The sequence below is a fragment of the Mesorhizobium sp. WSM4817 genome (assembly GCF_055811135.1).
The window spans coordinates 329,141-353,347 of record NZ_JBVVQQ010000004.1 but is presented as its reverse complement, the minus strand read 5'-3'; the positions used below and the strand labels follow the sequence as shown (position 1 = coordinate 353,347).

Here is a 24,207-nt window from a genome sequence, read left to right as displayed (position 1 = left end):
GCCGCAGCGGGTGATCCGGTCATGACCCGGGTCACCCGCCAGCCCGATCATGCATGATTCTAGAGACACAAGGGGTGTTGGCCGGAGTGCTGTTGGTGCCAAGCTGGAACACCCCTCATCCGACCTCGCTTCGCGAGGCCACCTTCTCACACAAGGGGAGAAGGGACAGTGCGGGAAAATCAACGCGACATCGCCTCTTCAAGCGTCCTGAAAATTCTCTCATCCGCCGACTGCGCGACGTTGAAGCGCAGGAAACGGCTGGCGGTTTGGGACAGGCTGAACGCATTGCCGGGCGCCAGCACGACATTGGCCGACAAGGCGCGGCGGGCTATTTCCGCTGCATTGACGCCTTCCGGCAGTCTGCACCACAAGAACATGCCGGTCGGCTGGTCGATCCACGGCATGATGCCGATCGCCTTCAGGCGGCTGCCTGTCTCAGTCATGGCGCGTGAAAGCCGCGTGCGCAGCAAATCGATGTGCTTGCGATAGCTGCCGTCCTTCAGCAGCGTCAGCACCAGTTCGGAGGCAAGCCTGCCGCTGCCGAAGGACGTGGCGATCTTGAGGTCGGTCAGCCCTTCCATCCAGTCGCGCGGAGCCGCGATGAAACCGCAGCGCACCGACGCCGAAAGCGTCTTGGAGAAGCTGCCGATATGGACGACGCGACCAAGACCGTCGAACGCCGCCAGCCTGGGTGCCGGGGTGTGTTCGAAGTCGGCAAAGATATCGTCTTCGATGATCGTCAGATCCGATTGGTCGGCGAGCTTGAGCAATCGGTGGGCGACGACCGGCGACAGAATTGCACCCGTTGGATTGTGAAGCGCGGAATTGGTGATGTAGAGGCGCGGCCGGTGCTCGATCAGAGCCTGCGCGAACAGCTCGATATCCGGTCCCGACGGCGTATAGGGAACGCCGACCACCTTGGCCCGATGAGCGCGCAACAGGGCATGGAAGTTGAAATAGCAGGGGTCGTCCACCAGCACCGTGTCGCCCGGTTCGAGCAGGAACCGGCACAGGAGGTCGATGGCCTGGGTGCCCGATTCCGTCAGCATGATCTGGTCGGGAGACGCCTCGATGCCGTGCTCTGCCATGCGCCGGGCGAGCAGATGGCGCAGCGGCGGCAGCCCGAGCGGAGTGCCGTAATCGGTCAGCGTGGCATCATCGCCGCGTGCCATTGTCCGTAGCGCCCGGCGCAATCCGGCCTCCGGCATCCACGCGGCCGGCAGCCAGCCGCAACCGGGTTTGAGCACGCCGTCGCCGGCTTCCAGCGACTGGCGCGAAACCCAGAGCGGATCGACGGCACGGTCAAGCCTGGGGCCGATCTCGGCCAGCGACAAGGGAGCCAACGGTCCGGCGGCATAAAAGCCCGAACCTGGACGCGAGCGGATGATGCCTTCTGCGGCAAGACGCTCATAGGCTTCGACCACTGTGGATTTCGAAACCTGCATGGTTTTCGCGAAAGCCCGGATCGAAGGCAATCGTGTTCCCGGTGTCAGGCTGCGCGCGGCGATCCTGTGCCTGATCGTCGCCATGACGCTTTCGACAAGCGTCCCGCTGCCCACATTTGCCGTCGTCTGCTCGTCCATCCGTACTGCTCAATCTACCATGACAGTTTTGTCGAACTGTACTTCATTGTCTCTGGCGGCGCCATAGGTCCGGCCCGATAGAGGGCGAGAACATCAGGAGCATGCGATGGACAAGACGGCGGGCGGCTGGATCAACGGATTCGTAGGAGTACTGATTTTCAGCGGATCGCTTCCGGCAACGCGGGTTGCGGTGATGGATTTCGATCCGGCCTTCCTGACCGTCGCCCGCGCTGCCACGGCAGGCATCCTCGGCCTGGCGCTTCTGCTCGTCTTTCGCCAGAAGCGTCCGGAACGGCAGGATCTGTTGTCGCTGACCATCGTGGCGCTCGGCGTCGTGGTCGGCTTTCCGCTGCTGACCGCGCTGGCGCTCGAGCACGTCACCTCGGCCCATTCCATCATCTTCATCGGCCTGTTGCCGCTGGCGACGGCGATCTTCGGCGTCATTCGCGGCGGCGATCGCCCCAAACCGGCCTTCTGGCTGTTTTCATGCCTTGGCAGCGCCCTGGTTGCCGGATTTGCGGTGACCCAAAGTGTCTCGGCCTCGCCGCTTGGCGACATGCTGATGCTGGCGGCAATCATCGTGTGCGGACTAGGCTATGCGGAAGGCGCCAGGCTGTCGCGCAAACTTGGTGGCTGGCAGGTGATCTCATGGGCGCTGGTGTTGTCACTGCCGGTCATGCTGGCGCTGACGCTCATCACCATGCCACCGTCGCTCGAAAACGTCGGCAAGGCCGCCTGGATCGGCCTGGCCTATGTCTCGCTGTTCAGCATGCTGATCGGTTTTGTGTTCTGGTATCGCGGGCTGGCGCAAGGCGGCATCGCCGCGGTCGGGCAGTTGCAGCTTCTGCAGCCTTTCTTCGGCCTCGGGCTAGCGGCAATGCTGCTGCACGAGCAGGTAAGCCCCGCCATGATCGCCGTCACCGCCGCCGTCGTGCTTTGCGTGGTCGGTGCGAAGAAATATGCGCGGTAGGCGGCGGCCTTTCTTCCTTCTCCCCTTGTGGGAGAAGGTGGATTGGCGCGCAGCGCCAAGACGGAAGAGGGGTGCTGGCCGGAGTGCTGTTGGTGCCAAGCTGGAGCACCCCTCATCCGGCCGCTTCGCGGCCCCCTTCTCCCACAAGGGGAGAAGGGGGAGCCGCACGGCTAGAACTTCGTCACCACGCCGATGCCGATGCCTTCGAAGCCGCCCATCGCCATCAAGGCCGCGGGCGCCTCATCGAGGCTGATCCGCTTGCCGACCAGCAATTCGGGTTTCAGCTTGCCGGTGCGGATCATCTCCATCATCGCCTGGTAGCGGTAGGCTTGCATGCCGTGGCTGCCGAGGATTTCGAGCTCGAAGGCGATCACCTTGTCCATCGGGATCTGCGGCCTGGCGTGATCGCCAAGCATCAACCCGACCTGCACATGGCGGCCGCGCCGGCGCAGGTTCGCGATCGAGTTGAACGAGGTCGTCGGATGGCCGAGCGCGTCCATCGACATGTGCGCGCCGCCATTGGTGATCTGCTTGACCGCCTTGACCACGTTCGGCGTCCTGGCGGCATTGATCGTCGCCACCGCGCCGATTTTTTTGGCGAAGTCCAGCTTCTCGTCGGTCAGGTCGATGGCGATCACGTTCGCGCCCATGGCGCTGGCGATCATGATCGCCGACAGGCCGACGCCGCCGCAGCCATGCACGGCCACCCATTCGCCTGGCGTCACCCGGCCCTGGTCGACAATGGCGCGGAACGAGGTGACGAAGCGGCAGCCAAGGCTGGCGGCGGTGGCGAATTCCATCTCGTCCGGCAAGCGGACCAGATTGGTGTCGGCATGGTCGATGGCGACATATTCGGCGAACGAGCCCCAGCCGGTGAAGCCGGGCTGGGTCTGGTGCTCGCAGACCTGATGGTTGCCGGAGCTGCATTCGAAGCAACGGCCGCAGCCGACGGCGAACGGCACGGTGACGCGCTCGCCGGTCTTCCAGCGGGTCACCTGGCTGCCGGCGGCCGCCACGACGCCGGCAAGCTCGTGGCCCGGCACATGCGGCAGGCGGATGCCGTCGTCGTGGCCCATCCAGCCATGCCAGTCGCTGCGGCAGAGCCCGGTCGCCTCGACCTTGATGACAACGCCGCCCGGTGCCGGCTCCGGATCGGCAACAGTCTGGATCGTCGGCACCTCGCCGAATTTTTCGAAGACAACGGCTTTCATCGGCAATTCCTCATAATTGGATAGCGCTGCTATTCGGCATCGATCTGGTTCTCCGGCGCGGCCTTTTGGAAGGCCGGCAGCGCCATGCAGGCCGCGTGGATGCGTGTGACCGTCGGGTAGGGCGCTATGTCGACGCCGAAACGGGCGTTGCTGGTGACCTGCGCGGCCAGGCAGATGTCGGCCAGCCCCGGCGTGTCACCATGGCAGAACGTTTTTGTTTCAGGCGATGAAACAAGAATCTTTTCAAGCGGCTGGAAACCTTCGTTCACCCAGTGCCGGAACCAGTTGGCGACGTCCTCGTCGCCGGCGCCGAACAGCGTGCGCAGCGACGTCAGCACGCGCAGGTTGTTCACCGGATGGATGTCGCAGGCGATCATCTGCGCCAGCATCCTGACGCGGGCCCGGCCAGGCGCGTCCTGTGGCAAAAGAGGCGGTTCGGGCCTGGTCTCGTCGAGAAATTCGATGATCGCCAGCGACTGCGTCAGCAGCCTGCCGTCGCCCAGGATCAGCGCCGGCACCAGTCCTTGCGGATTGACCGAGAGATAGGCGGGCTCGAGATGCTCGCCGTGGCGCAGATGATGCGGCACATATTGGTAGGTTAGGCCCTTCATCTCCAGCGCGATCCGCACCCGGTAGGAGGTGGAGGAGCGGTAGTAGTTATGCAGGACGAGATCGCTCATTCCTGCACATTCGGCCGATTTGGACGACCGGGCAAGGCATGATGGTCCCGAAATTGCCATCTCCGTCCTTCGGCCAGGGATGGCGATGTACTATTTGCCAATAATCTGGCCATGGTCGCTGGGCTATTCTATCCTGCCCTGAACTGAAACGAACGCCATGACCGCAGTCAACGATCGCGCCCGGTTTCTGATCATCGACGACCACCCGCTGTTTCGCGAGGCGCTGCACAGCGCCGTGCAGATGGCCTATCCGGACGTCGACACTGTCGAGGCGCGTTCGATCACCGAGGCGTTCGAGCTTCTGGCGGACGCCAAGCCGTTCGATCTCGCGCTGCTCGACCTCAGCATGCCCGACGTGCATGGCTTCGACGGACTGCTGCAGCTTCGGACCCGCTATCCGCGCCTGCCGGTGGTCATCGTTTCGGGGCATGAGGAGCCGAAGATCATTTCCGAGGCGCTGTCCTATGGTGCTGCCGGCTTCATCCCGAAATCGGCGCGCAAGAGCGATCTAGCCGCCGCCATACGCTCGGTGATGGAAGGCGCGATCTACGTGCCCGAAACCTATGAAGGCCAGCCGCCGGACGCCGACAGCACCGATCGCGCCGAGATGGTGCAGCGCCTTGCCAAACTGACGCCGCAGCAATTGCGGGTGCTGCAGATGCTGCGCCAGGGCCTGCTCAACAAGCAGATCGCCTACGAGCTGCAGGTCGGCGAAACCACCGTCAAGGCGCATGTCTCCGAAATCCTGCGCAAGCTCAATGTCTACAGCCGCACGCAAGCCGTCATCGAGGTTTCGAAGCTCGACAGCGCCGAGCTGTTTCGCGGCCAGGCGGGGTTTTAGCCGTACCCGTTAGGGTGACTAAACCGTAACCGAGAACTTACCTTTTCCGTCCAAGGACGAGAAATCACGGTGACAGCGCACCATTTTCTTGTCGCTCGCGGTCTTCTGCCAATGTCTTTGGGATCAAGCCAAGAGATGCGCCAGCAGGGCGCGCAGCTGCGCCGGTTTCAGCGGCTTGCGCATCAGCTCGATGCCGGCGGCGCGGGCGGCTTTGGCGACGGTCTCCGAACCGTCGGCGGTGACGATCAGCGCCGGCACGGCGCGGCTGAGATAATCGCGGACCTCGGCGATCGTGGTGGTGCCGAGGTCGCCGCCGTCGAGATGCTGGTCGGCGATGACGATGTCCGGCACCCAGTCCGTATCGCCGAGCATGTCGAGTGCAGCATCGGTCGAGGTGGCAGGGCGCACCAGGCATTGCCAGCGCTCGAGGAGGGATGTCATCGCCTGCAGCACCTCGACGTCGTTCTCGACCAGCAGCACCTTCGTGCCGAACAGACCGTAGCCGCGCGGCCGCTCCATGTCGGCGCTGCTGGCAATGGCATCGACGCTGGCGCCGATCCCGACCGGAACGTCGATGTGGAAAATCGTGCCGTGCCCGACTTTCGACGAGAACGTCACGGGATGGCCGAGTGCGGCGGCGATGCGGCGCACGATGGCCAGGCCCAGTCCCAGCCCGCCGCCGGCTAGCCCGGCATCGGTCGGGAACGTGCCGCGGTGGAACTCCTCGAACACCGCCTCGCGCTGGTCGTCGGGGATACCGCAGCCGGTATCGGCGACATCTATGCGGATCGTGTCGCCGCGATGCCTGGTGCCGACCAGCACGCCGCCGGAGCGGGTGTAGCGCAGCGCGTTGGAAAGGATATTTTGCAGGATGCGGCGCAGCAAGGTGCGGTCCGAACGCACGACGGCGTTGACCGGCCGGAATTTTAGCGTCAGGCCCTTCAATTCGGCGACCGGCAGGAAATCCGAACGCAGCGACGAAAACAGCACCTCCAGGCTGACGTCGCCGATATCGGGCTGCACGACGCCGGCATCGAGCTTGGAGATGTCGAGCAGGGTGCGGAGCAGATCCTCCATCGTCTCCAGCGACCGCTCGACCTGCCGGACCAGTTTTTTGCCTTCGTCGCTGGTCTGCACTTCGGCCAGCGCCGAGACGGAGAGATGCGCGGCGTTCAGCGGTTGCAACACGTCGTGGCTGGCGGCTGCCAGGAACCTGGTCTTGGACAGGTTCGCCAGTTCGGCGTTTTCCTTGGCCGCGCTCAAATCGATGTTGGATTGTTCCAATCGACGCAGTGTCGAGTGCAGTTCCTCGGTGCGCGTACGCACTCGATTCTCGAGCGAAATCGCGGTCTGGAACAGCGAGAACGCGTTGCCTTGCTGGTCCATCGAGCGCTCGACGCGGCTGACAAGGGCTGCGTTGATCTTCTTCAGCTTCTCCAGGTCGTTGATGTCCCTGAGCGGCATGAAACCTCCTACTCCGCCGCCTGCCGCTCTCCGAAGGCGATGCCGGTGAACGTCTGGTTCAGATGCATCGACCGGTACTGCTCGCCATAGGTGCCGAAGCCGATGACGTTGTTGACCTTGTAGAGTTCCGACATCTCCCGAAAGACCTGGCGGTTGCGCGCATCGAGCCTGCGCAGCACGCAGTCAAAGGCGAGGATCATGTCGATGCCGCCAAGCCTTTCCTCGACATCCCTGAAGGCGGCACGCGTCGATTCAACCATGTTCTTGGGTCGGGCGATGGACAGGACGACGCCATCGTCGATGGCGCAGAAGAACGACAGCGAGCCGTCCGCATGCATCTTCTGGATCGAGCGGCAGTAAAATTCGCCGCCGACTTTCACCACCACCGGGTGCGAAGCGAAACTCAGCGGCGTCAGCATCTGCGGGATGACGCCGACCGAGGCGGCATATTCCTCGGCGGCATTGGTGGCGTTGAATTCGCGCACGGTGCGGTGATCGGGATCGGACGCGGTCACCACCAGCTTCTCGTCGGTGGGGACGAAATTGTCGGTCTTGAACACGTGGAAAGGAATTTCCGTGGTGATCAGCACGATGATGGCGCAGTCGCAGGCAACCTTGCCGTTCGAGATCAGCCGCGTCGTCTCGAATTTCAAATCATCGCCCGCCGAACCGCCGATCAGTGGAATATCGTCGAGCCCCCAATGGATGGCGGAGGTGACCGCTTCCTCGGCATAGGACAGCCCGTCGATCAGGCAGAGCGCGAAAGTGGTGTCGGCTCGCTCGTGCCCGACGCGGCCGCGTAACGAACGCCTCAGCGCCTCGACTTCGCCGGTGATCCCGTCCATGCCCGATGACGACAGATTTTCGACCATGGTGCTGGCTGCCGAAAAAGATACGGAGGGAAGCAGCATGGCCATGACCTGGCCGTCCTCCAGGCCTTTGGGCGTAATCTCGCCGGCCGTCGAGCAGCCGGCATAGCGGAGCGCCGGCGCGTGGTTCTCCAGCGCTTCCGAAAGGGCGACTGCCTCAAGCAGGCTTTGCGAGAAAAACAGCAGGGCAAACCCAGCGTCGATGGCCGCGGCTTCCACTGCCACCGCCCGGGCGAACGCATCCGCGTCGGGTTCGTCGGTGGTGAGAACCGATAGGCCGCATGCATAGCGCGTCCGTGAACTGGCCAGCGGCTTCCTCCTCTATTTCCTCCGACGCTCTTTTTGTGCGCGGCTCTTTTTTGATCCTGGCGCGCCGGCGTCGAAGTCATTGTTGTCTTCAAGTGCTACTTTGGCAATGAGCCAACATGACGGAATTGAATTTTCTGCTGTTTTTGACGGCATCGGCGCTCAGAAACTTCAGATCCCAAAACCACAGCGGAAGGGAGTGATCCATGGACGCCCAGGTCAGGAAGCTATTCGAACGGTACGAGCGGCTTTTCCGGAAATCCCTCGCCGGTGATGCCGACATGGACGAAGTCACGTCGGTCTATGCTTCCGCCTTCATTGCGGCGTCGCCTGCCGGCATCATGGTCGGGAAGAACGACGACCAGCTCAAGCAGGCTATGGAACAAGGCTATGCTCGCTATCGAGCGATCGGCACCAAGGAGATGCGAATACGCGATGTTCGCATTTCGCCGATAGACGAGCATCATTGCGTTGCCCACGTCGCCTGGACGTCGATCTTCGCGCGCAAAGGCCAGACTGACGTCACGATCGATTTCGACGTCCACTACCTCGTGCAGAAACTGGCCGGAGAGCCTAAAATATTTGGCTGGGTGTCAGGCGACGAGCAGGAGGTTCTCAGAAAGCACGGCATCGGCTGAAATCGGCCTGGCCAGCACCATTGCCGCTGATGGCCGGCAGGCGGCATCGCCAGGCGACCATGGTTTCGCTTCGCTCCGCTGTTTGCCTGTCTTTGCGTGACCGAAAGTACAATAGGCGGATTTTCGGCCGAACTGCATTCTCGCAATCTCGGCATTCCGCGGCACTATTTCCCGTGCTTTTATGCGGTATAAGAATAGCGGACAGATGGAGGGCTCGGGCACCACCGACGCCAAAAACGACCAAGGTAGCACCCAGGGAGGTTTCATGTCGGAGATATCATTGACGGTGAACGGAAAGCGGGTCAGCGGCACTGCCGAAGACCGTACGCTTCTGGTTCATTTCTTGAGGGAGAATCTCGGCCTGACCGGGACGCATGTCGGCTGCGACACCTCGCAATGCGGCGCCTGTGTGATCCATGTCGACGGCAAGGCGGTAAAATCCTGCACGATGCTTGCGGTGCAAGCCTCCGGGTCGAGCGTCGTGACCATCGAAGGTCTGGCGGACGGCGCCGACCTGCATCCGATGCAGGCGGCGTTCAAGGAGCATCACGGCCTGCAATGCGGTTTCTGCACGCCCGGCATGATCATGGCGGCGACCGACATGGTCAACCGCCATCCCGGAGGCCTCGACGAGGCCACGGTGCGGGCCGAGCTCGAAGGCAATATCTGCCGCTGCACCGGCTACCACAACATCGTGAAGGCGATCCTCGCCGCATCGGAGACGATGTCTTCGAAGGGCAAGGCCAGGCAAGCGGCGTAGGGAAGAGGCGAATAGGGAGTGGCGAATAGCGAGTAGGGTAAAAAACCGGCTCGCGTTTGCAGAGGCACCGGCGAGTTTGCAAACCCTCTCTTCCCTATTCGCTAGTCACTATTCGCTATTCGCTTCAAAATTCGGGAGGAATTTCTGCGATGGGCATTGAAGGTGTTGGCGCTCGTGTAGCGCGCAAGGAAGACAAGCGGTTCATTACCGGCGCCGGGCGCTATGTCGACGACATGGTGGTTCCCGGCATGAAGCATGCGGCCTTCGTACGCAGCCCACATGCGCATGCTGAGATCAAGAAGATCGATGTCAAAAAGGCGCAGGCCATGCCGGGCGTCATCGGCGTGCTGACCGGCAAGGAGCTCAAGGCCGACGGCATCGGCAATCTCATCTGCGGCTGGATGATCCATTCCAAGGACGGCTCGCCGATGAAGATGGGGGCGTGGTCGCCGCTGGCCTTCGACAGGGTCCGCTATGTCGGCGACGCGGTGGTCGTCGTGGTTGCCGAGACCAAGGGCCAGGCGCGCGACGCTGCCGAGGCGGTCGACATCGCCTACGAGGAACTGAAGGCGGTCGTCGACGCTCCGAAGGCGCTCGAAAGGAGTGCGCCACAGCTCCATCCGGAAGCCGACGGCAATCTGATTTTCGACTGGGAGCTCGGCGACAGCGCGGCGACCAACGCGGCAATCAAGGCGGCTGCCCACATCACCCGCATGAAGATCGTCAACAACCGGCTGGTGCCCAACGCGATGGAGCCGCGCGCAGCGCTTGGTCACTACGACAAGGCCGAGGACCACTATACCTGCTGGACGACCTCGCAGAACCCGCATCTCGCGCGCCTGGTGATGAGCGCCTTCTACAATGTCGCGCCGGAAAACAAGCTGCGCGTCATCGCGCCGGATGTCGGCGGCGGCTTCGGTTCGAAGATCTACATCTACCCGGAAGAAATCGTGTGCCTGTGGGCCTCGAAGAAGACCGGCGTGCCGGTCAAATGGGTGGCCGACCGCACCGAGAGCTTTCTCACCGACGCCCATGGCCGCGACCATGTCTCGACGGTCGAAATGGCGTTCGACAAGGACAACAGGATCACCGGGCTGAAGGTCGACACCATCGCCAATCTCGGCGCCTACATGTCGCTGTTCTCGTCCTGCGTGCCGACCTATCTCTACGCGACGCTGTTGTCGGGCCAGTACGACATCCCGGCGATCCACGCCAATGTGCGCGCCGTCTACACCAACACCGCGCCGGTCGACGCCTATCGCGGGGCAGGGCGGCCGGAGGCCACCTATCTGCTCGAACGCACCATGGAGACCGCCGCACGCGAGCTGGGCGTGTCTCCGGCGGAACTTCGCCGAAAGAACTTCATCACCTCGTTCCCGCACCAGACACCGGTCATCATGAACTATGATGCCGGCGATTATGCCGCTTCGCTGGACGCGGCGATGGCCGCTGCCGATTATGCCGGTTTTGCTCAGCGCAAGGCCGACGCCGCCAACAGAGGCAAGCTGCGCGGCATCGGCATGAGCTGCTATATCGAGGCCTGCGGACTGGCGCCGTCGGCGGCGGTCGGCAGTCTTGGAGCGGGTGTCGGCCTTTGGGAAAGTGCCGAGGTGCGCGTCAACGCCGCTGGAACCATCGAGGTGCTGACCGGCTCGCACAGCCACGGCCAGGGCCATGAGACGACCTTCGCGCAACTGGTCAACCAGCGCTTCGGCGTGCCGATCGACAGCGTCTCCATCGTCCATGGCGATACCGACAAGGTGCAGATGGGCATGGGCACTTACGGCTCGCGCTCGGGCGCCGTCGGCATGTCGGCCGTTGTCAAGGCGCTCGACAAGGTCGAGGCCAAGGCCAAGAAGATCGCCGCCCATCTGCTCGAGGCCGACGAGGGCGACATCGTCATCGAAAACGGCGCCTTGAAGGTCGCCGGCACCGACAAACAAGTGCCGTGGTTCCAGATGGCGCTTGCTGCCTACACCGCCCACAACCTGCCTGGCGGCATGGAGCCGGGGCTGAAAGAGACCTCATTCTACGATCCGTCGAACTTCACCTTCCCGGCCGGCTGCTATGTCTGCGAGGTCGAGATCGATCCCGAGACCGGCGTGACCGAGGTCGTCCAGTTCGTCGCGGCCGACGATTTCGGCAACATCATCAACCCGATGATCGTCGAAGGCCAGGTGCATGGCGGCGTCGCCCAGGGAATCGGCCAGGCCTTGCTGGAGGGCACCCGCTACGACGCCAGCGGGCAGCTTTTGACGGCGAGCTACATGGACTACGCCATGCCGCGCGCCGACGACCTGCCGTCGTTCAAGGTCTCGACCTCGAACACGCCGTGCCCGGGCAATCCGCTCGGCATCAAGGGCTGCGGCGAGGCCGGCGCCATCGGCTCACCGCCGGCCGTGATCAACGCCATCACCGACGCCATCGGCATCACCGATATCGCCATGCCGGCATCGCCGTCCACGGTGTGGGCAGCGATCCGGGGAACGAAACATTGATAAGCAAATAGCGAATAGGGAGTAGCGAATAGGGAACAAATTGCGTGCGAAGGGGTAGGCCCTATTCGCTACTCAATACTCCCTATTCGCTCCTTTCCCCACGAAGGGAGAAAGACAAATGTACCCAGTCAACTACCACCGAGCCGCCTCCGTCGCCGAGGCCGTCAAGCTGCTCGAGACCGGCGATGCAAAGCTTTTGTCGGGCGGCATGACACTGATCCCGGCGATGAAGACGCGGCTTGCCGCACCGTCCGATCTCGTCGATCTTTCGCACATCGAGGAATTGAAAGGCATTGAGGTGGCGGGCTCCACCATCACCATCCACGCCGCCACCACGCATCACGATGTCGCCAGCGACGAGAAGCTGAAGAGGGCGTGTCCGGCGCTCGCCCATATGGCGTCCCGGATCGGCGATCCTGCGGTGCGCTACAAGGGCACAATCGGCGGCTCGATCGCCAACAACGACCCCGCCGCCGATTATCCGGCGGCACTTCTTGCCCTCGACGCCACCATCGTCACCAACAAGCGCGAGATCGCCGCCGACGCATTCTTCACGGGGCTGTTCGAGACGGCGCTGGAGGACGGCGAGATCGTCACCGCGGTGACCTTCACCGCGCCGGCCAAGGCGGCCTATGAAAAGTTCCGCAATCCGGCATCGCGCTATGCGATCGTCGGTGTGTTCGTGGCCAACGGCGCGGACGGAGTCCGCGTTGCCGTCACCGGAGCCGGCGACAGCGGCGTCTTTCGTTCGAAGGAAATCGAGGCGGCACTTGCCACGAATTTCGACGCCGCTGCCCTCAACGGAGTAAAAGTGCCGGCGAATGATTTGATGAGCGACATCCATGCCTCGGCCGATTACCGGGCCAATCTGATCGTGGTGATGGCCAAGCGCGCAGTAGCCGCCGCCAACGCCTGAAACGGCAGCGTGCCGGTTCTTCCTTCTCCCGCAACAAGCAAGGGGAGAAACGCACGAGCAGAGCGGCTCGCCCTGCAAACCGCAACTGGCAGGGCAGCGCTGGCGCCTCAGCCGGTGATCGGCCTGGTATAGTAGCGCACCGCCTTCTTGCCGCCGTGGATCACCGCGTCGCCGACCTCGACGAAGCCGAGCGCTGCGTGAAAGGCATCTGAAGCCGGGTTGGGCGGTTCGGCATTCACCTCGCAGGTGACGATGGTCTGGCCGGCACGCGAGACATGGTCGAACAGATCCTCATAGAGCCGCCGGGCATGGCCGCGGCCACGCGCTTCGCCCGCAACGACGACGCGGTCGACATAGACGAAGCGCGGATAGCGCTCGCGGAACCACAGGAAGTTCGGGCTGTCGTAGCGGGCGTCCTGGTCGAAGGTCATGATGAAGGCTTCGAGCGCGCCGATGCGGCGCGCATAGAACGCCTCGCCGAGCAGGAAGGACAGGCGTTCCGGCTCAAGCCACGACAACTCGGCCGCGTGGGCGTTGTTGAGGGCGAGGATGAGGGGCTCGTCCTGCGGCGAGACCCGGTCGATCGGCAAGCGTACCCGTTTGTTTTCTTCCTTCGCGATCATGCTTTCGCCGCCGCAATCGTCGCCGCCACCAGCGCCGCGTCGGTCACCGTGTTGCGGTACTCGCGGTCGAGGTCGGTGCCGCCCATGCCAACCCGCGGATTGCGGTAGCGCATGGCACTCGGCACGTCCTTGAGTGCGGCGAAATGCATTTCGGTCAGTCCGGTTCTTTCCCGCACCTCGGCAATGTTGTTTGGATCGAGCCCGCCGCAGCCGAGGATGATGATGCGCTTCCCCGCCTGTCGGACGAGGTCCGCCAGCAGGGCCACGCCCTCCAAAGCGGTGTCGCGCTGGCCGCTGGTCAGCACGCGGCCGACCTTGCTGCGGATCAGCGCTTCCAGCGCATCAGTCGGATCGCGTGTCATGTCGAAGGCACGGTGGCAGGTGACGTTCAAATTCCCTGCCGCCTGCACCAATTCGCTCATCCGCTTTTCGTCGACAGTAGCGTCGGCATTCAGGCAGCCGACGACGACACCGGCGACGCCAAGCTCGCGCAGCGCGCTGATATCGGCGAGCATCGAACGGTACTCGGCGTCACTGTAGAGAAAATCGCCGCCGCGCGGCCGCACGATGACGTGGAATGGGGTCGTCGCCAGTTCGACGGCTGCGCGCACCATGCCAAAACTCGGTGTGATGCCGCCCTCGACGAGGCTGGCGCAGAGCTCGACCCGGTCGGCGCCGGCGGCTTGCGCGGCGAGCAACCCATCTATGCCTTCGACGCAGATTTCGATCAGCGGCAGGCGGGGGCGTTCGGTGTCGGTCACAGGGCGTTCCGTTGCTGACTCATGGTTTGCTGCCCTAGCATTGGGTCCTTTGCGGTGAAAGCCGGAACTATTGGCTCAGCCGGTGCTTGAGCCTGAGAGGGAATACGCGCTGTCACCCATCCAGACACGGCAGCACCGCGGCGCATCAGATCCGCAAATTGTGCGCGTTGGCGCGGACGAAATCGATGAACGCCCGCAGTTTTGGCGGGACGAGGCGGCGGCTGGGATAATAGAGGTGGAGCGGTTCGTAGCTGGGACAGAACGGCTCCAGCACCTTGACCAGCGCGCCTGAGGCGAGAAGCGGCGCAGCGAGGCCTTCGACGGCAAAGGCCAGGCCAAGCCCTTGCGCGGCGGCGGTGATGCAGAGCGGTAGGGTGTTCACGATCAGACGTGCGTCGGGCGTGAACTCGACCTGGCGTCCAGCGACAACGAACTCCCAGGGCGAGATGGCGCGGGTGCGGGTAAAGGCGAAGGCGATGCAGCGGTGGGCAGCGAGGTCGGCGGGTCGTTTTGGCGTGCCGTTACGCGCCAGGTAGTCGGGGCTGCCCAACACCACCGTCTGCAACGGCCCGCCCAGACGCGCGCCGATCATATCCTTCTCGAGAAGCTCGCCGATCCGCAGGCCGGCATCGAAGCCCTGCGCGGCGATATCGACGAAATTGTCGTCGAAGATCAGGCTAAGCCGCACCTCCGGGTAGGCATCCATGAACGGCCCCATCAGCGGCTCGATCAGCAGCGGCGCGGCGATCCACGGCAGGCTCAGCCGCAGCGTGCCGGCGGGGCGGTCGCGGGTCTCGCGCAGTGCCGCGCCGGCCGCCCGGATCTCCTCGGCCGCTGGGCGCACGTGGTCAAAATAGTGGGCGCCGGCTTCGGTCAGGCCGACGCTGCGGGTCGTGCGGTTGAGGAGCCGCACCCCGAGACGCTCCTCGAGGCCCTTGACCGCCTCGCTGAGCGAGGCCGGGGCGACGCCGAGTTCGGCAGCGGCGCGGGTGAAGCTTTTTGCTTCCGCGACCTTCACGAAGGCGACGATGCCGCTGAACTGATCGAGTCGCATTGTGAGGATATTCCAAATAGCCTTGTCGAACTCTACGGGTTTTTCCGGCGAACCAAAAGCGTCATGTTGGTCCGACGAACGGGCTTCGCTGTGGCGACGGCCCGAAAGGCAAGACGGCCCGAAAGGGAAGGAGACAGGACCGATGACCAGGCTTGCTTCGCTCGCCGCCGGCGCTCTCTTGGCGGTGTCCGCCGCCCCCGCGAACGGCGGCCCGCAGGAAGACCGCAACATCCAGTTGATCAAGGACTATTACGCAGCCTATGCGACCGGGAACCCGGAGGCGGTTCGGCCCTTCCTGGCGGCCGACATCGTGTGGCGCATTCCCGGCCACCATCCGCTAGCCGGCGACAAGCGCGGGCCGGAGGAAGTGGTCGCCTTCTTCCGTGGCCTGGCCGAGGGCAAATTCAGGGCTGAGCCGATCTTCTTCCAGGCGCAGGGCGATCTCGTCGTCGACATCCATCGCGGCTGGTCGAACGTCGGCTCGGGTCCCGAGATCGACCAGCTTTACGCCCTGATGTTTCGCATCAAGGACGGCAAGATCACCGAGGCGCAGAATTTCTTGACCGACATGTACCAGTCGGACACCTTCTACTGGACGCACTTCCCGCTGAAGCCACTACCCGGCCGACTGGCGGATGACCGCTGAGACGGCGGCCGTCGCTCCGCGCTTTTCGCTCCAGGCCAAAGGAGATTTACGATGTTGAAAATCCTGACGCTGGCCACGGCAACCGCCGTCGCCCTCGGCTCAAGCGCCTTCGCCGCATCGCGCGTCGAGCGCGTTGCTTTCGCCTCGCACGGTGAGCAGATCGTCGGCGACCTCTATCTGCCCGAGGATCTGGACCCGGCGAGACCTCGACCCGCGCTGGTGGTGACCGGTGCCTGGATGACGGTGAAGGAACAGATGCCGGCCCGCTACGCCCGCGAGCTGGCCGACCGCGGCTTCGTCGCCTTGAGCTTCGATTTTCGCGGCTGGGGCGAGAGCGGCGGCGCCCGCCGCCAGTATGAGGACCCCAGCGCCAAGGTCGCCGACATCGAGGCGGCGGTCGCCTATCTCGCGGCCCGGCCCGAGATCAGCAAGGACCGCGTCGGCGGGCTCGGCATTTGCGCCAGCTCCGGCTACATGGTCACTGTCGCCGCCAAAAATGCCGCGATCAAGTCGGTCGCTTTGGTCGCGCCCTGGCTGCACGATGCCGAGGTGGTCGAGCAGACCTATGGCGGCAAGGACGGCATTGCCAGGCTTGAAGCCGTGGGTGATGCGGCCGAGGCCGCCTATCGCCGCACCGACAAGCAGGCTTTCCTGCCCGCCGCCAGCCTGGCCGACGAGCGGGCGATCATGTTCAAGGTGCCTTACTATACAGAGGCTGGTCGCGGCATGATCCCGGCCTGGCGCAACGAGGCCGACCCGGCCTTTTGGCGTGGCTGGCTGACATTCGATGCGATCCAGGCTGCCCGGCGCCTGCATCAGCCCTTGCTGATGGTGCATAGCGAGGCGGCTGCCATCCCGCAGGGCGCGCGCAAATTCTATGCGCGGCTGACCGGTCCGAAGCAGCAGCTGTGGCTCGACAACGTCACCCAGTTCGACTTCTACGACCGCGCTGCGCCGGTAAAGTCGGCGAGCGACGTCGTTGCCGCGCATTTCCGCGCCACGCTGGGCAGTGCAGGGGAGGCGGGACAATGAGCCCCGTCACCCGCCGGTTTGTTTTGGCCTTGGCAGTTTTTGCCGCGACGCTTGCCGCTCTGCCCGCCTTGAGCACCATGCAGTCCACGGCTGCGCTGACGAGCGAAGACAAGACCGCCATCGCCGAGGCGGTGGCGGGGATCGGCCTCTATGCCGATTTGCGCGAATGGGATCGGGTAAAATCCTATTTCACGACCAGCGTCACGACAGACTATAGCAGCCTTTTCGGTGGCGAGGCCGCGACCAGCAACCGCGACGCGCTGATTGCTCAGTGGCAAGGCCTGTTGCCGGGCTTCGACGCCACCCAGCACCTTATCACCAACATCGTTGTCGAAGGCGCGGGTAACGATGCGGTCGCGCGCAGCCATGTCCGCGCCAGCCACTGGATCGGCGCCCGGTTCTGGACGGTCGGCGCCAACTATCTGCACCGGCTGGTGCGGACGCCCGAAGGCTGGCGCGTCAGCGCCATCTCGATCCATCGCTTGTACGAGGAGGGCGACCGCGCCGTGCTGGCCGCCGCTGCGGACCGGGTGGAGGCGGTGGCGAAATGACAACGCAAGCTTGCGTCGGCAATCGGCGCCGACATTGGTGGTCCGGCCACTGCCCGATCATTTCATTTCGATGTGAACTCGTTTTGGTTCGGGAGCTTTGCCTCTCCTGAACATGCCCGGCGTCATGCCATGCATGGTCCGGAACGCACGGGAAAGATGGCTCTGGTCGGCGAAACCTGCCGCAATGGCGGCCTCAGCGAGGCCGAGCCCCTGTTCGATCAAGAAACTGGCGCGACGCAGTCTCCGGTCGCGGATATAGGTTGCAGGCGTCAGGCCAATCGCTTTCTTGAAATCCCGGATGACCTGGAACCGGGTGACGCGCGCGGCGTCGGCAAGCCGCTGCAGGTCGAGCTGCGAGCCAAGGTCGCTTTCGACAAGCTCCGCGTAGAGCGAGAACCTCTGTCGCGATCCCGAGCTTTCAATCTCCTCTACCCGCCCGCTGCAATCGCCATGCCGAACGATGAGATGCCTCAATGCGACGAGCAGCGACGTCTCGGCCTGCGTCGCGTCCTGGGACGTCGAGCTCTGGTGTGCTGCCATCAATGCTGCGGCGAGATCGCTGTCTTCGATATTCGGACGTGAGAAGACCGGATCGTCAGCCCTGCCCAGCTCGTGGGCGAGGCCCGCCATCAGCGGCACCGGGGGATAAAACGTCCGATAGGCCCAGCCTTCGTCCGCACCCTGTTCCCCGTCATGCCACTCCTCGGGATTGACGACGGCAATGGTGCCTGCCGGAGCGACTATTTTGTGGCGCCCGATGCGGATGCGTTCGCAGCCGGCCGTGATCAGCGCGATCACATAGGTTGGGTGCGTGTGCAGCTCATAGCGATGCTGCGTGAAGCGCGCCTTGAACAGGCCAAGCTCAGGGGAGCAGGGGTGGCGCCAGTATTTCCTGGTCTCTGTCGCGTCCACGGCTTTTGTCCCTGCAGCGGTCAATCTGGTTCAAGACGCCTGTTGTGCGACCATCTAATCGTGATCCAGCGGATCAAACCCGCGCTTTGCCGGCGCGGAAGGAGAGCATCATGCTGCACAATGACCCGATCGCCGCTCTGACACCAGAGGTCATCGCCTGGCGCCACCATATCCATTGCAATCCCGAACTCGGATTCGACGAGAACGAAACGGCACGTTTCATTGCCGAGAAACTGCGCGCCTTCGGCTTCGATGAGGTGCATGAGGGGATCGGCGGCACCGGGGTCGTCGGCGTCCTTCGCAGCGGCACGGGCACACGCGCCATCGGTCTTCGCGCCGAGCTGGACGCGCTTCCCATCGTGGAGAGGACCGGTTTGCCCTATGCGTCCAGGAACGAGGGCGTGATGCACGCCTGCGGCCATGACGGCCACACCGCCATGCTGCTCGGCGCGGCCAGCCTGCTCAGCCAATCCCGCGCCTTCGACGGCACCGTCTACTTCGTCTTCCAGCCAGCCGAAGAAAACGAAGGCGGCAGCCTGCGCATGATCGAAGACGGCCTGTTCGAGCGTTTCCCGGTCGAGGCGATCTATGCCGTCCACAACTGGCCGGGCTTGGAGCAGGGGACGATCGCCGCTCGCGCTGGAGCACAGATGGCGGCCGTCGACAATTTCAAGCTGACCTTCGAGGGTTTTGGCGCACATGCCGCCATGCCGCAGCTCGGCGACGACCCGATCCTGGCCGCGGGCGCCTTTGTCCAGGCCGTTCAGCGTATCGTCAGCCGCTCGGTCGATCCGCAAACCGCGCTGGTCGTCAGCCTCACCCAGATCCACGGTGGCAAAGTCGGCAACATCGTGCCGGGCAGGGTCTGGCTGCAAGGCACCTGCCGGTTTTTCGAGCCCGGTCATTCCGATCATTGCGAGAAGCTGATCGGCGAGATCGCCCACGGCATTGCCGCAGCCCATGCGGTCAAGGCCACGCTCGACTACAAGAAGGGCTATCCGCCGCTCATCAACACGGCTGACGCCACGGCCCGCGCCATCGCGGCAGCCGCCGCCACCGTCGGCAGCGAGAACGTCACGACCGAGTTCAGCCCGAGCCTCGGCTGCGAGGATTTCGCCTTCATGATCCGGGAGGCAGGCGGTTGCTACGCGTGGATCGGCGTCGGCGACGTCGGGCCCGGCGAGGGCCTGCACGGCAACCGCTACGTTTTCAATGACGAGATCGTGCCGACCGTGCTGGGCTACTACGTCAATCTGGTCGAGCAGACGCTTCCCGCCTCGTGAACCGTCACAGGGAAAACTGATAGCTCAGCGGGAAGTGCCGATGTGAATGCGTTTCGTCGGCGATAGGCCGGGAAGGAGTCAGGCGCTAACCTCCCGACACAACTCAGCCGGCTGTGGCCACGAGTTGCGTTACGCGAACAGGATTTTCCAGCACTGCCTGTGCGGTATCGGCCTGATTTTCATCGACCTGCGCCATCACGAAAATGACGCCTTGTTCAACATTCGGCTCACCCGGCTGTCTGGCAACATCGGCAGATGCCTGGAGAAGCCCACCAGCAAAGCCGCCGCAGGCCCCACCGACAAGAGTTAGGCCAGCCACCGCTCCGACAGGATCAATGCCGGTGGCCTCAAAAGCACCCAGGCCGATTAACAGGCCAGCGGCCGCACCAAGCGCGGCACCGCCCGGACCGCGCAGGACAGCCCTGATTTCGTCGTCGTAAGGTCCGATGACGCTGATCTGTTCTTGAGAAACTCCTGCTGCCTGAAGCGCGGCAACGGCACACGCTGCCTGGTCGCGGGAATCGAAAAGTCTGCTGATTGTTCGCATTTTGACACTGCCCATCGCATAGTCGCCCGCCGCTCGTTTCAAAGCGGCGGGCGTCTCCTCCCCTCGCGTTCAGGTCACTGAATGATCTTGACGATCTTGCGTGTGCCGGGATCAACAAGAACGGTGCGATTGTCAACGACGACGTAGCGATACTCGACGTCGGGAACCTCGTGAAGCTCGACCGTCTCGGGTATCGTTGAACCGATATTGAGTTCCACCCCAGGGAGTTCCACGGATGCGAGCGGCTGCTTTTTCACATATTCCCTGATCACGGTCTCCTGTTCAGGCGCGATGATCACGTCCTGAGCGGCAACAGCGCCAACACTGGCCAGCAGAAAAAGGCCCGCGGCTGCGGTGGAAAGATGCATTCTCATAACTGCCTCCTTTATGTCTGTGACTTGCAAGCCCATTTGCGCTGGACGGCATCAGCGCCTTGCTTACCCAAACTGGAGGCAGCCGCAAACGTTCCTTAGCTGGGCTTCGGTCCGATTTGGCAGGCCTTTGCGTAGGACCTAAGTCTGACGCGTCGCGCCGAAAGGACGATGCCGCGGGTTTCGGGGCGCACCGACTGCACGCTTCAATTGCTATGAACCATGGGCGCTATGAAACCGTAGGCGCTTTGAACCGTAGGCGACAGCGGAACGGCAAGACGGCCCCCCCCGGCCAAGCGGCGGGCGTCTCCACCCCACGCCAATTAAGTCACACGAAGATTTTAAAGATCCAGCGTGTGCCTGGATCGACAAGAACGGTCCGATTGTCGACGACGACGTAGCGATATTGGACGTCGGGAACTTCATGAAGCTCGACCGTCTCGGGCAGCGCCGAGCCGATATTGAGCTCCACGCCAAGCAGGTTCACCGAGGCGAGCGGCTGCTTTTTCACATACTCCCTGATGACGGTCTCCTGTTCGGGCTGGATGATCACGTCCTGGGCAGCCACGGCGCCGACACTTGCCAGCAGCAGAAATCCTGCGGCTGCAGTGGAAAGATGCATTCTCATAAGTTTTTCCTTCCTGATGAGCTGTCTTGCGCTGGGACGCATCTTCGTCGCGCCAAGCTCACCTTCAACAACGAGACAGCTGCAAACGTTCCGCGGCTGGGCTTCGGTCCGACCAGAGACGCCGTGCCGATGGACCTAAGTCTGAATTGTCGTGCGCAAAGGGCGACGATGGCGTGTGGCCCGGAACCACGACTGCCAGCACTCGTTGCTCGCCGTGCGTCACGGGAGGAATCGATGGAGAATAGTGTTCACCAAGCCCGCTGGCTACTTGCACCGGTCTTCGCTGTCTCCATTGCCTTCCTGGCAATTGGAATAGTCGTCAGCTGATGAACGACCGACTTAACGATGTGGCTGATGGACGAAGATATCTGCGCAGCTAAGTCCCTTCCTGCGCCGATAAGGGACCCCCGCCATTCCTCGATTTGGCGGGTGGTCCCTCGTTTGCGTCCAATGTTCAAACGAGCTTTAGTGGGAAAACGGAAATGGACGACAACAACAAAGATCGATCGTTTCTCGACCGCGACCGCCTTTCGGTGGACCAGTATTACGAGGTGGAGCATTTCGCGCGAGAAAATGGCGTTTCGCCCAGCCAGGTCAGCAGGCTGATCAAAAAGAACGGCAACGATCGGGTGACCCTTACGCAAGCGGTGAGAGCATTGCGCGACCGGAAGTGAAAGCCGCCGCACCTTCCGCCGCGCTGCCAGGGGCGACCGGTGCCGGCAGCACGTGGTTGCGGAGTCATATTTGCTGCCTCGCTCAACCATGGCAGTGGCGCTTGCGCAAAAAACCGCAAGGTTGCGGTTTTCGTCCAGCCCGCAAGCCCTAAGTTCCCTTGTTATTGATCGGTGCAGATCAAAGATGGCGTCATTTAGCGTCGTTCGACGACAGATTGGCTGGTTCTCACGAATCGTGCCGCTGGCGCGACGCGCCGCCGACCGGGCCGGTGGAGATATGGGGAGATATGGCGCCATACAGACCGACAAGATTGCTCGATCGGTGGAATGCACTGTCGCTGGCCACTCAGTTTCTGCTCGCCGGCGGGCTGTTCTCGCTGTCGGCGATGATCGTGGTGGGAATGTCCGTGACAAGCCAGATTGAAGCCGCGGTCACCCGGAACTCGGCCGCCTCTACCGCTCTTTACGTCGACAGCGTCATCGCGCCGCTGCTTCCCGACATGCGCAGGAGCGAGATGCTGGACGAGAGCGTTGCGCACGCGCTGGATGAAACGCTGGGACAAGGCGCGCTCGGCAAAAGGCTCGAATCGTTCAAGCTATGGCGCCGCGATGGCACCATCCTCTATTCGAGCAATAAGAATTTGGTCGGGAAGCGCTTTCCACTCAGCGACAATCTCCGGGCCGCATTCGCCGGCGACATCGTTGCTGAATTGGACAGGCACTATGACAACCAGGCTGAGAGGGACAGCGGCCTGCATCTTCTTGAAATCTATAATCCGATGCTTCAGCCATGGTCGGGCGAAGTCGTGGCTGTTTTGGAATTCGACGAGATCGCCACCGATTTTGAGAAGGATCTCCGGCAGGCACTGGTTCGGACCTGGTTCGATGTCGCAGCCGTCACCGCGGTTTTTTTCCTCGGTCTTTCGGTGATCGTTTTTCGTGGCAGCCGCACGATTCGTTCGCAGAGCCGCTCCTTGAAGCAGCGCATTGCCGAACTTTCCGTCCTGGTTGCTCAAAACAGAATGTTGAGGCTGCGGGTGCAGCGTGCTTCGCAGCGCGCCACGGCACTTAACGAGCGTTACCTCAGGCGGATCGGCGCGGACCTGCACGACGGGCCGGCGCAACTGGTTGCCCTCGCTGCGCTAGGGATTGACAGCCCCGTGCTAGCCGATCCTGCCACGCCGGCTGCGGCGCGCGCGCGCGAATTGCAGGTGGTCAAAGCGAATCTGGACGATGCGATGCGAGAAATCAGGAATGTCAGCAAGGGTCTTATGCTGCCGCATGTCGAGAATGCCGAGTTGACGGAAATCCTCGAGCTTGCCGTGCGAGCGCACGAAGAGCGGACCGGCGTCAAAGTGATGCTGTCCATGACCGGGAACCACACACCCTTATCGCCAGCGGCCAAGATCTGCATCTTTCGCTTCATTCAGGAGGCGCTGAACAACGGCTTCCACCATGCCGGGGGTGCCGGTCAATCGGTCGCGAAACATTTCGACGGGGAGCGCGTTTCTATCGAGGTTTCCGACACCGGCCCAGGTTTCGACCCGAAGATCATCCATCCTGAACGGCTGGGGCTCATCGGGCTGCGTGAGCGGGTAGAAAGCCTCGGCGGCCAATTTGATGTAACATCTTCACAGGATGGCACGGTGGTGAAAATGGTTCTCAACACAGTCGAAATAGGACAGGCGTGATGGCAGCGGCCATAAAGCTCGCCATTGTCGACGACCATCCGCTGTTCAGGGAAGGTGTTGTGCGCACCCTCGAGCAGATCGGCGGGTTCGAGATCGTTGCCCAAGGCAGCAGCAGAGATGACGCCTTGCGGATATCGGAAGACCAGCAACTCGATATTCTGCTGATGGACATCTCGGTGCCTGGAGGGGGCCTCAGCGCGGTCGAGCCGGCTCTGGAGCGGCACCCGGATTTGAAAATCGTGATGCTGACCGTTTCGGAGGAAAACCAGCACGTCATGACCGCCTTGCAGAGCGGGGCAAGAGGCTACGTCCTGAAGGGTGTCGGGTCGAGAACCCTGGCCGCCATACTGCGCACGGTGGCGATGGGCGAACGGTATGTTTGTCCGCAATTGTCGGCGCGCGTGTTGGTCGACCTGTCCAGCCAACCAACCGCGATCGAGAAACCCGACGTTCTGGCCGAACTCACCAGTCGCGAAAGAGAGATCCTGACGCTCGTTGCCGCGGGATTGAGCAACAAGCGGATCGGTCTTCAGCTGAAGCTGCACGAGAAAACCATAAAGCACCACATGACGCGGATTCTGGCCAAGCTCAATGTGAGCAACCGGACCGAAGCCGCGATGACATTGCGCGACGCGACCGAGCATCAGCATCCGCCTGTCCGCGATCCTGCATGAAGCAAGACAGCCTTGCGGCCTGTG

Annotated in this window: 25 protein-coding genes; 13 read left to right on the top strand and 12 right to left on the bottom strand. The window is 63.0% G+C overall.

The window, feature by feature from the left end:
• Nucleotides 1-179: 179 nt before the first annotated feature.
• Nucleotides 180-1,583, bottom strand: a complete 1,404-nt coding sequence (locus AC0L2K_RS08735; protein ID WP_473531129.1) for an aminotransferase-like domain-containing protein — start codon at nucleotides 1,581-1,583, stop codon at nucleotides 180-182.
• A gap of 106 nt (nucleotides 1,584-1,689) precedes the next feature.
• Between AC0L2K_RS08735 and AC0L2K_RS08730 the strand changes: the two genes are divergently transcribed.
• On the top strand, nucleotides 1,690-2,553 hold the full coding sequence (locus AC0L2K_RS08730; RefSeq protein WP_128166759.1) for a DMT family transporter: 864 nt from the start codon (nucleotides 1,690-1,692) through the stop codon (nucleotides 2,551-2,553).
• A gap of 170 nt (nucleotides 2,554-2,723) precedes the next feature.
• Here the strand turns inward: AC0L2K_RS08730 and AC0L2K_RS08725 are convergent, their stop codons facing one another.
• Nucleotides 2,724-3,764, bottom strand: a complete 1,041-nt coding sequence (locus AC0L2K_RS08725) for a zinc-dependent alcohol dehydrogenase family protein (RefSeq protein ID WP_128177221.1) — start codon at nucleotides 3,762-3,764, stop codon at nucleotides 2,724-2,726.
• A gap of 29 nt (nucleotides 3,765-3,793) precedes the next feature.
• Entirely contained in the window at nucleotides 3,794-4,444 is a 651-nt protein-coding gene (maiA, locus tag AC0L2K_RS08720) for a maleylacetoacetate isomerase (protein ID WP_473531128.1), read from the bottom strand.
• Nucleotides 4,445-4,601: 157 nt separating this feature from the next.
• Here maiA and AC0L2K_RS08715 point away from each other — a divergent pair, with 157 nt between their 5' ends.
• Entirely contained in the window at nucleotides 4,602-5,285 is a 684-nt protein-coding gene (locus AC0L2K_RS08715) for a response regulator (protein ID WP_023803603.1), read from the top strand.
• A 123-nt stretch (nucleotides 5,286-5,408) separates the two neighbouring features.
• On the opposite strand, the gene AC0L2K_RS08710 is transcribed toward AC0L2K_RS08715, so the two are convergent.
• Nucleotides 5,409-6,749 carry an ATP-binding response regulator gene (locus AC0L2K_RS08710; RefSeq protein ID WP_128187169.1) on the bottom strand — a complete coding sequence of 447 codons (1,341 nt, stop codon included), beginning with the start codon at nucleotides 6,747-6,749 and terminating at the stop codon, nucleotides 5,409-5,411.
• Between the two features lie 8 nt (nucleotides 6,750-6,757).
• Nucleotides 6,758-7,837 (bottom strand): FIST signal transduction protein, encoded by a 1,080-nt coding sequence (locus AC0L2K_RS08705; RefSeq protein ID WP_287229231.1) that lies wholly within the window; start codon nucleotides 7,835-7,837, stop codon nucleotides 6,758-6,760.
• Nucleotides 7,838-8,130: 293 nt separating this feature from the next.
• On the opposite strand from AC0L2K_RS08705, the gene AC0L2K_RS08700 reads away from it, so the two are divergent.
• The 4 genes from AC0L2K_RS08700 to AC0L2K_RS08685 all read left to right on the top strand — a co-directional run bounded on the left by AC0L2K_RS08700 (nucleotide 8,131) and on the right by AC0L2K_RS08685 (nucleotide 12,736).
• A complete protein-coding gene (locus tag AC0L2K_RS08700; protein WP_287174875.1) occupies nucleotides 8,131-8,562 on the top strand; it encodes a DUF6841 family protein in 432 nt (143 codons plus the stop codon).
• A gap of 265 nt (nucleotides 8,563-8,827) precedes the next feature.
• The gene (locus tag AC0L2K_RS08695; protein ID WP_128177211.1) at nucleotides 8,828-9,322 is read left to right on the top strand and encodes a (2Fe-2S)-binding protein; all 495 of its coding nucleotides are present in this window, start codon (nucleotides 8,828-8,830) and stop codon (nucleotides 9,320-9,322) included.
• A gap of 149 nt (nucleotides 9,323-9,471) precedes the next feature.
• Nucleotides 9,472-11,820, top strand: a complete 2,349-nt coding sequence (locus AC0L2K_RS08690) for a xanthine dehydrogenase family protein molybdopterin-binding subunit (RefSeq protein WP_287257886.1) — start codon at nucleotides 9,472-9,474, stop codon at nucleotides 11,818-11,820.
• 118 nt (nucleotides 11,821-11,938) lie between these two features.
• Nucleotides 11,939-12,736, top strand: a complete 798-nt coding sequence (locus tag AC0L2K_RS08685) for an FAD binding domain-containing protein (RefSeq protein WP_287063719.1) — start codon at nucleotides 11,939-11,941, stop codon at nucleotides 12,734-12,736.
• Between the two features lie 107 nt (nucleotides 12,737-12,843).
• Here AC0L2K_RS08685 and AC0L2K_RS08680 read toward each other — a convergent pair whose 3' ends face one another.
• The 3 genes from AC0L2K_RS08680 to AC0L2K_RS08670 form a co-directional block, all read right to left on the bottom strand.
• Complete coding sequence (locus AC0L2K_RS08680; RefSeq protein ID WP_287063717.1) at nucleotides 12,844-13,359, bottom strand: GNAT family N-acetyltransferase; 516 nt, start codon at nucleotides 13,357-13,359, stop codon at nucleotides 12,844-12,846.
• Nucleotides 13,356-14,120, bottom strand: a complete 765-nt coding sequence (locus AC0L2K_RS08675) for a copper homeostasis protein CutC (RefSeq protein WP_128166739.1) — start codon at nucleotides 14,118-14,120, stop codon at nucleotides 13,356-13,358. The genes AC0L2K_RS08680 and AC0L2K_RS08675 overlap by 4 nt, the downstream gene beginning before the upstream one ends.
• A 145-nt stretch (nucleotides 14,121-14,265) precedes the next feature.
• On the bottom strand, nucleotides 14,266-15,174 hold the full coding sequence (locus AC0L2K_RS08670; RefSeq protein WP_128166737.1) for a LysR family transcriptional regulator: 909 nt from the start codon (nucleotides 15,172-15,174) through the stop codon (nucleotides 14,266-14,268).
• Nucleotides 15,175-15,316: 142 nt separating this feature from the next.
• Between AC0L2K_RS08670 and AC0L2K_RS08665 the strand changes: the two genes are divergently transcribed.
• From AC0L2K_RS08665 to AC0L2K_RS08655, 3 genes are read left to right on the top strand one after another with little or no spacing between them, the layout of a single operon-like run.
• Entirely contained in the window at nucleotides 15,317-15,820 is a 504-nt protein-coding gene (locus AC0L2K_RS08665; protein ID WP_128166735.1) for a nuclear transport factor 2 family protein, read from the top strand.
• A gap of 51 nt (nucleotides 15,821-15,871) precedes the next feature.
• Nucleotides 15,872-16,852 carry an alpha/beta hydrolase gene (locus AC0L2K_RS08660; protein ID WP_128166733.1) on the top strand — a complete coding sequence of 327 codons (981 nt, stop codon included), beginning with the start codon at nucleotides 15,872-15,874 and terminating at the stop codon, nucleotides 16,850-16,852.
• Nucleotides 16,849-17,403, top strand: a complete 555-nt coding sequence (locus AC0L2K_RS08655) for a nuclear transport factor 2 family protein (protein WP_473531127.1) — start codon at nucleotides 16,849-16,851, stop codon at nucleotides 17,401-17,403. The genes AC0L2K_RS08660 and AC0L2K_RS08655 overlap by 4 nt, the downstream gene beginning before the upstream one ends.
• Before the next feature lie 57 nt (nucleotides 17,404-17,460).
• Here the strand turns inward: AC0L2K_RS08655 and AC0L2K_RS08650 are convergent, their stop codons facing one another.
• Nucleotides 17,461-18,315 (bottom strand): AraC family transcriptional regulator, encoded by an 855-nt coding sequence (locus AC0L2K_RS08650; RefSeq protein WP_473531126.1) that lies wholly within the window; start codon nucleotides 18,313-18,315, stop codon nucleotides 17,461-17,463.
• A gap of 110 nt (nucleotides 18,316-18,425) precedes the next feature.
• Between AC0L2K_RS08650 and AC0L2K_RS08645 the strand changes: the two genes are divergently transcribed.
• Entirely contained in the window at nucleotides 18,426-19,598 is a 1,173-nt protein-coding gene (locus AC0L2K_RS08645) for an amidohydrolase (protein WP_473531125.1), read from the top strand.
• 103 nt (nucleotides 19,599-19,701) lie between these two features.
• Here the strand turns inward: AC0L2K_RS08645 and AC0L2K_RS08640 are convergent, their stop codons facing one another.
• The 3 genes from AC0L2K_RS08640 to AC0L2K_RS08630 all read right to left on the bottom strand — a co-directional run bounded on the left by AC0L2K_RS08640 (nucleotide 19,702) and on the right by AC0L2K_RS08630 (nucleotide 21,144).
• Nucleotides 19,702-20,187: a hypothetical protein gene (locus tag AC0L2K_RS08640; RefSeq protein ID WP_473531124.1), complete on the bottom strand. Its 486-nt coding sequence runs from the start codon at nucleotides 20,185-20,187 to the stop codon at nucleotides 19,702-19,704.
• A 32-nt stretch (nucleotides 20,188-20,219) separates the two neighbouring features.
• On the bottom strand, nucleotides 20,220-20,519 hold the full coding sequence (locus AC0L2K_RS08635) for a DUF1236 domain-containing protein (protein WP_031256955.1): 300 nt from the start codon (nucleotides 20,517-20,519) through the stop codon (nucleotides 20,220-20,222).
• A 325-nt stretch (nucleotides 20,520-20,844) separates the two neighbouring features.
• Complete coding sequence (locus tag AC0L2K_RS08630) at nucleotides 20,845-21,144, bottom strand: DUF1236 domain-containing protein (RefSeq protein ID WP_473531123.1); 300 nt, start codon at nucleotides 21,142-21,144, stop codon at nucleotides 20,845-20,847.
• 482 nt (nucleotides 21,145-21,626) lie between these two features.
• On the opposite strand from AC0L2K_RS08630, the gene AC0L2K_RS08625 reads away from it, so the two are divergent.
• From AC0L2K_RS08625 to AC0L2K_RS08615, 3 genes are all read left to right on the top strand, one after another.
• Nucleotides 21,627-21,818: a DUF3606 domain-containing protein gene (locus AC0L2K_RS08625; protein WP_128246898.1), complete on the top strand. Its 192-nt coding sequence runs from the start codon at nucleotides 21,627-21,629 to the stop codon at nucleotides 21,816-21,818.
• Nucleotides 21,819-22,105: 287 nt separating this feature from the next.
• Nucleotides 22,106-23,509, top strand: coding sequence for a sensor histidine kinase (locus AC0L2K_RS08620; protein ID WP_473531138.1), 1,404 nt, complete (start codon nucleotides 22,106-22,108; stop codon nucleotides 23,507-23,509).
• The gene (locus AC0L2K_RS08615) at nucleotides 23,509-24,183 is read left to right on the top strand and encodes a LuxR C-terminal-related transcriptional regulator (protein ID WP_473531122.1); all 675 of its coding nucleotides are present in this window, start codon (nucleotides 23,509-23,511) and stop codon (nucleotides 24,181-24,183) included. Before AC0L2K_RS08620 ends, AC0L2K_RS08615 begins: the two co-directional genes overlap by 1 nt.
• Nucleotides 24,184-24,207 lie beyond the last annotated feature (24 nt).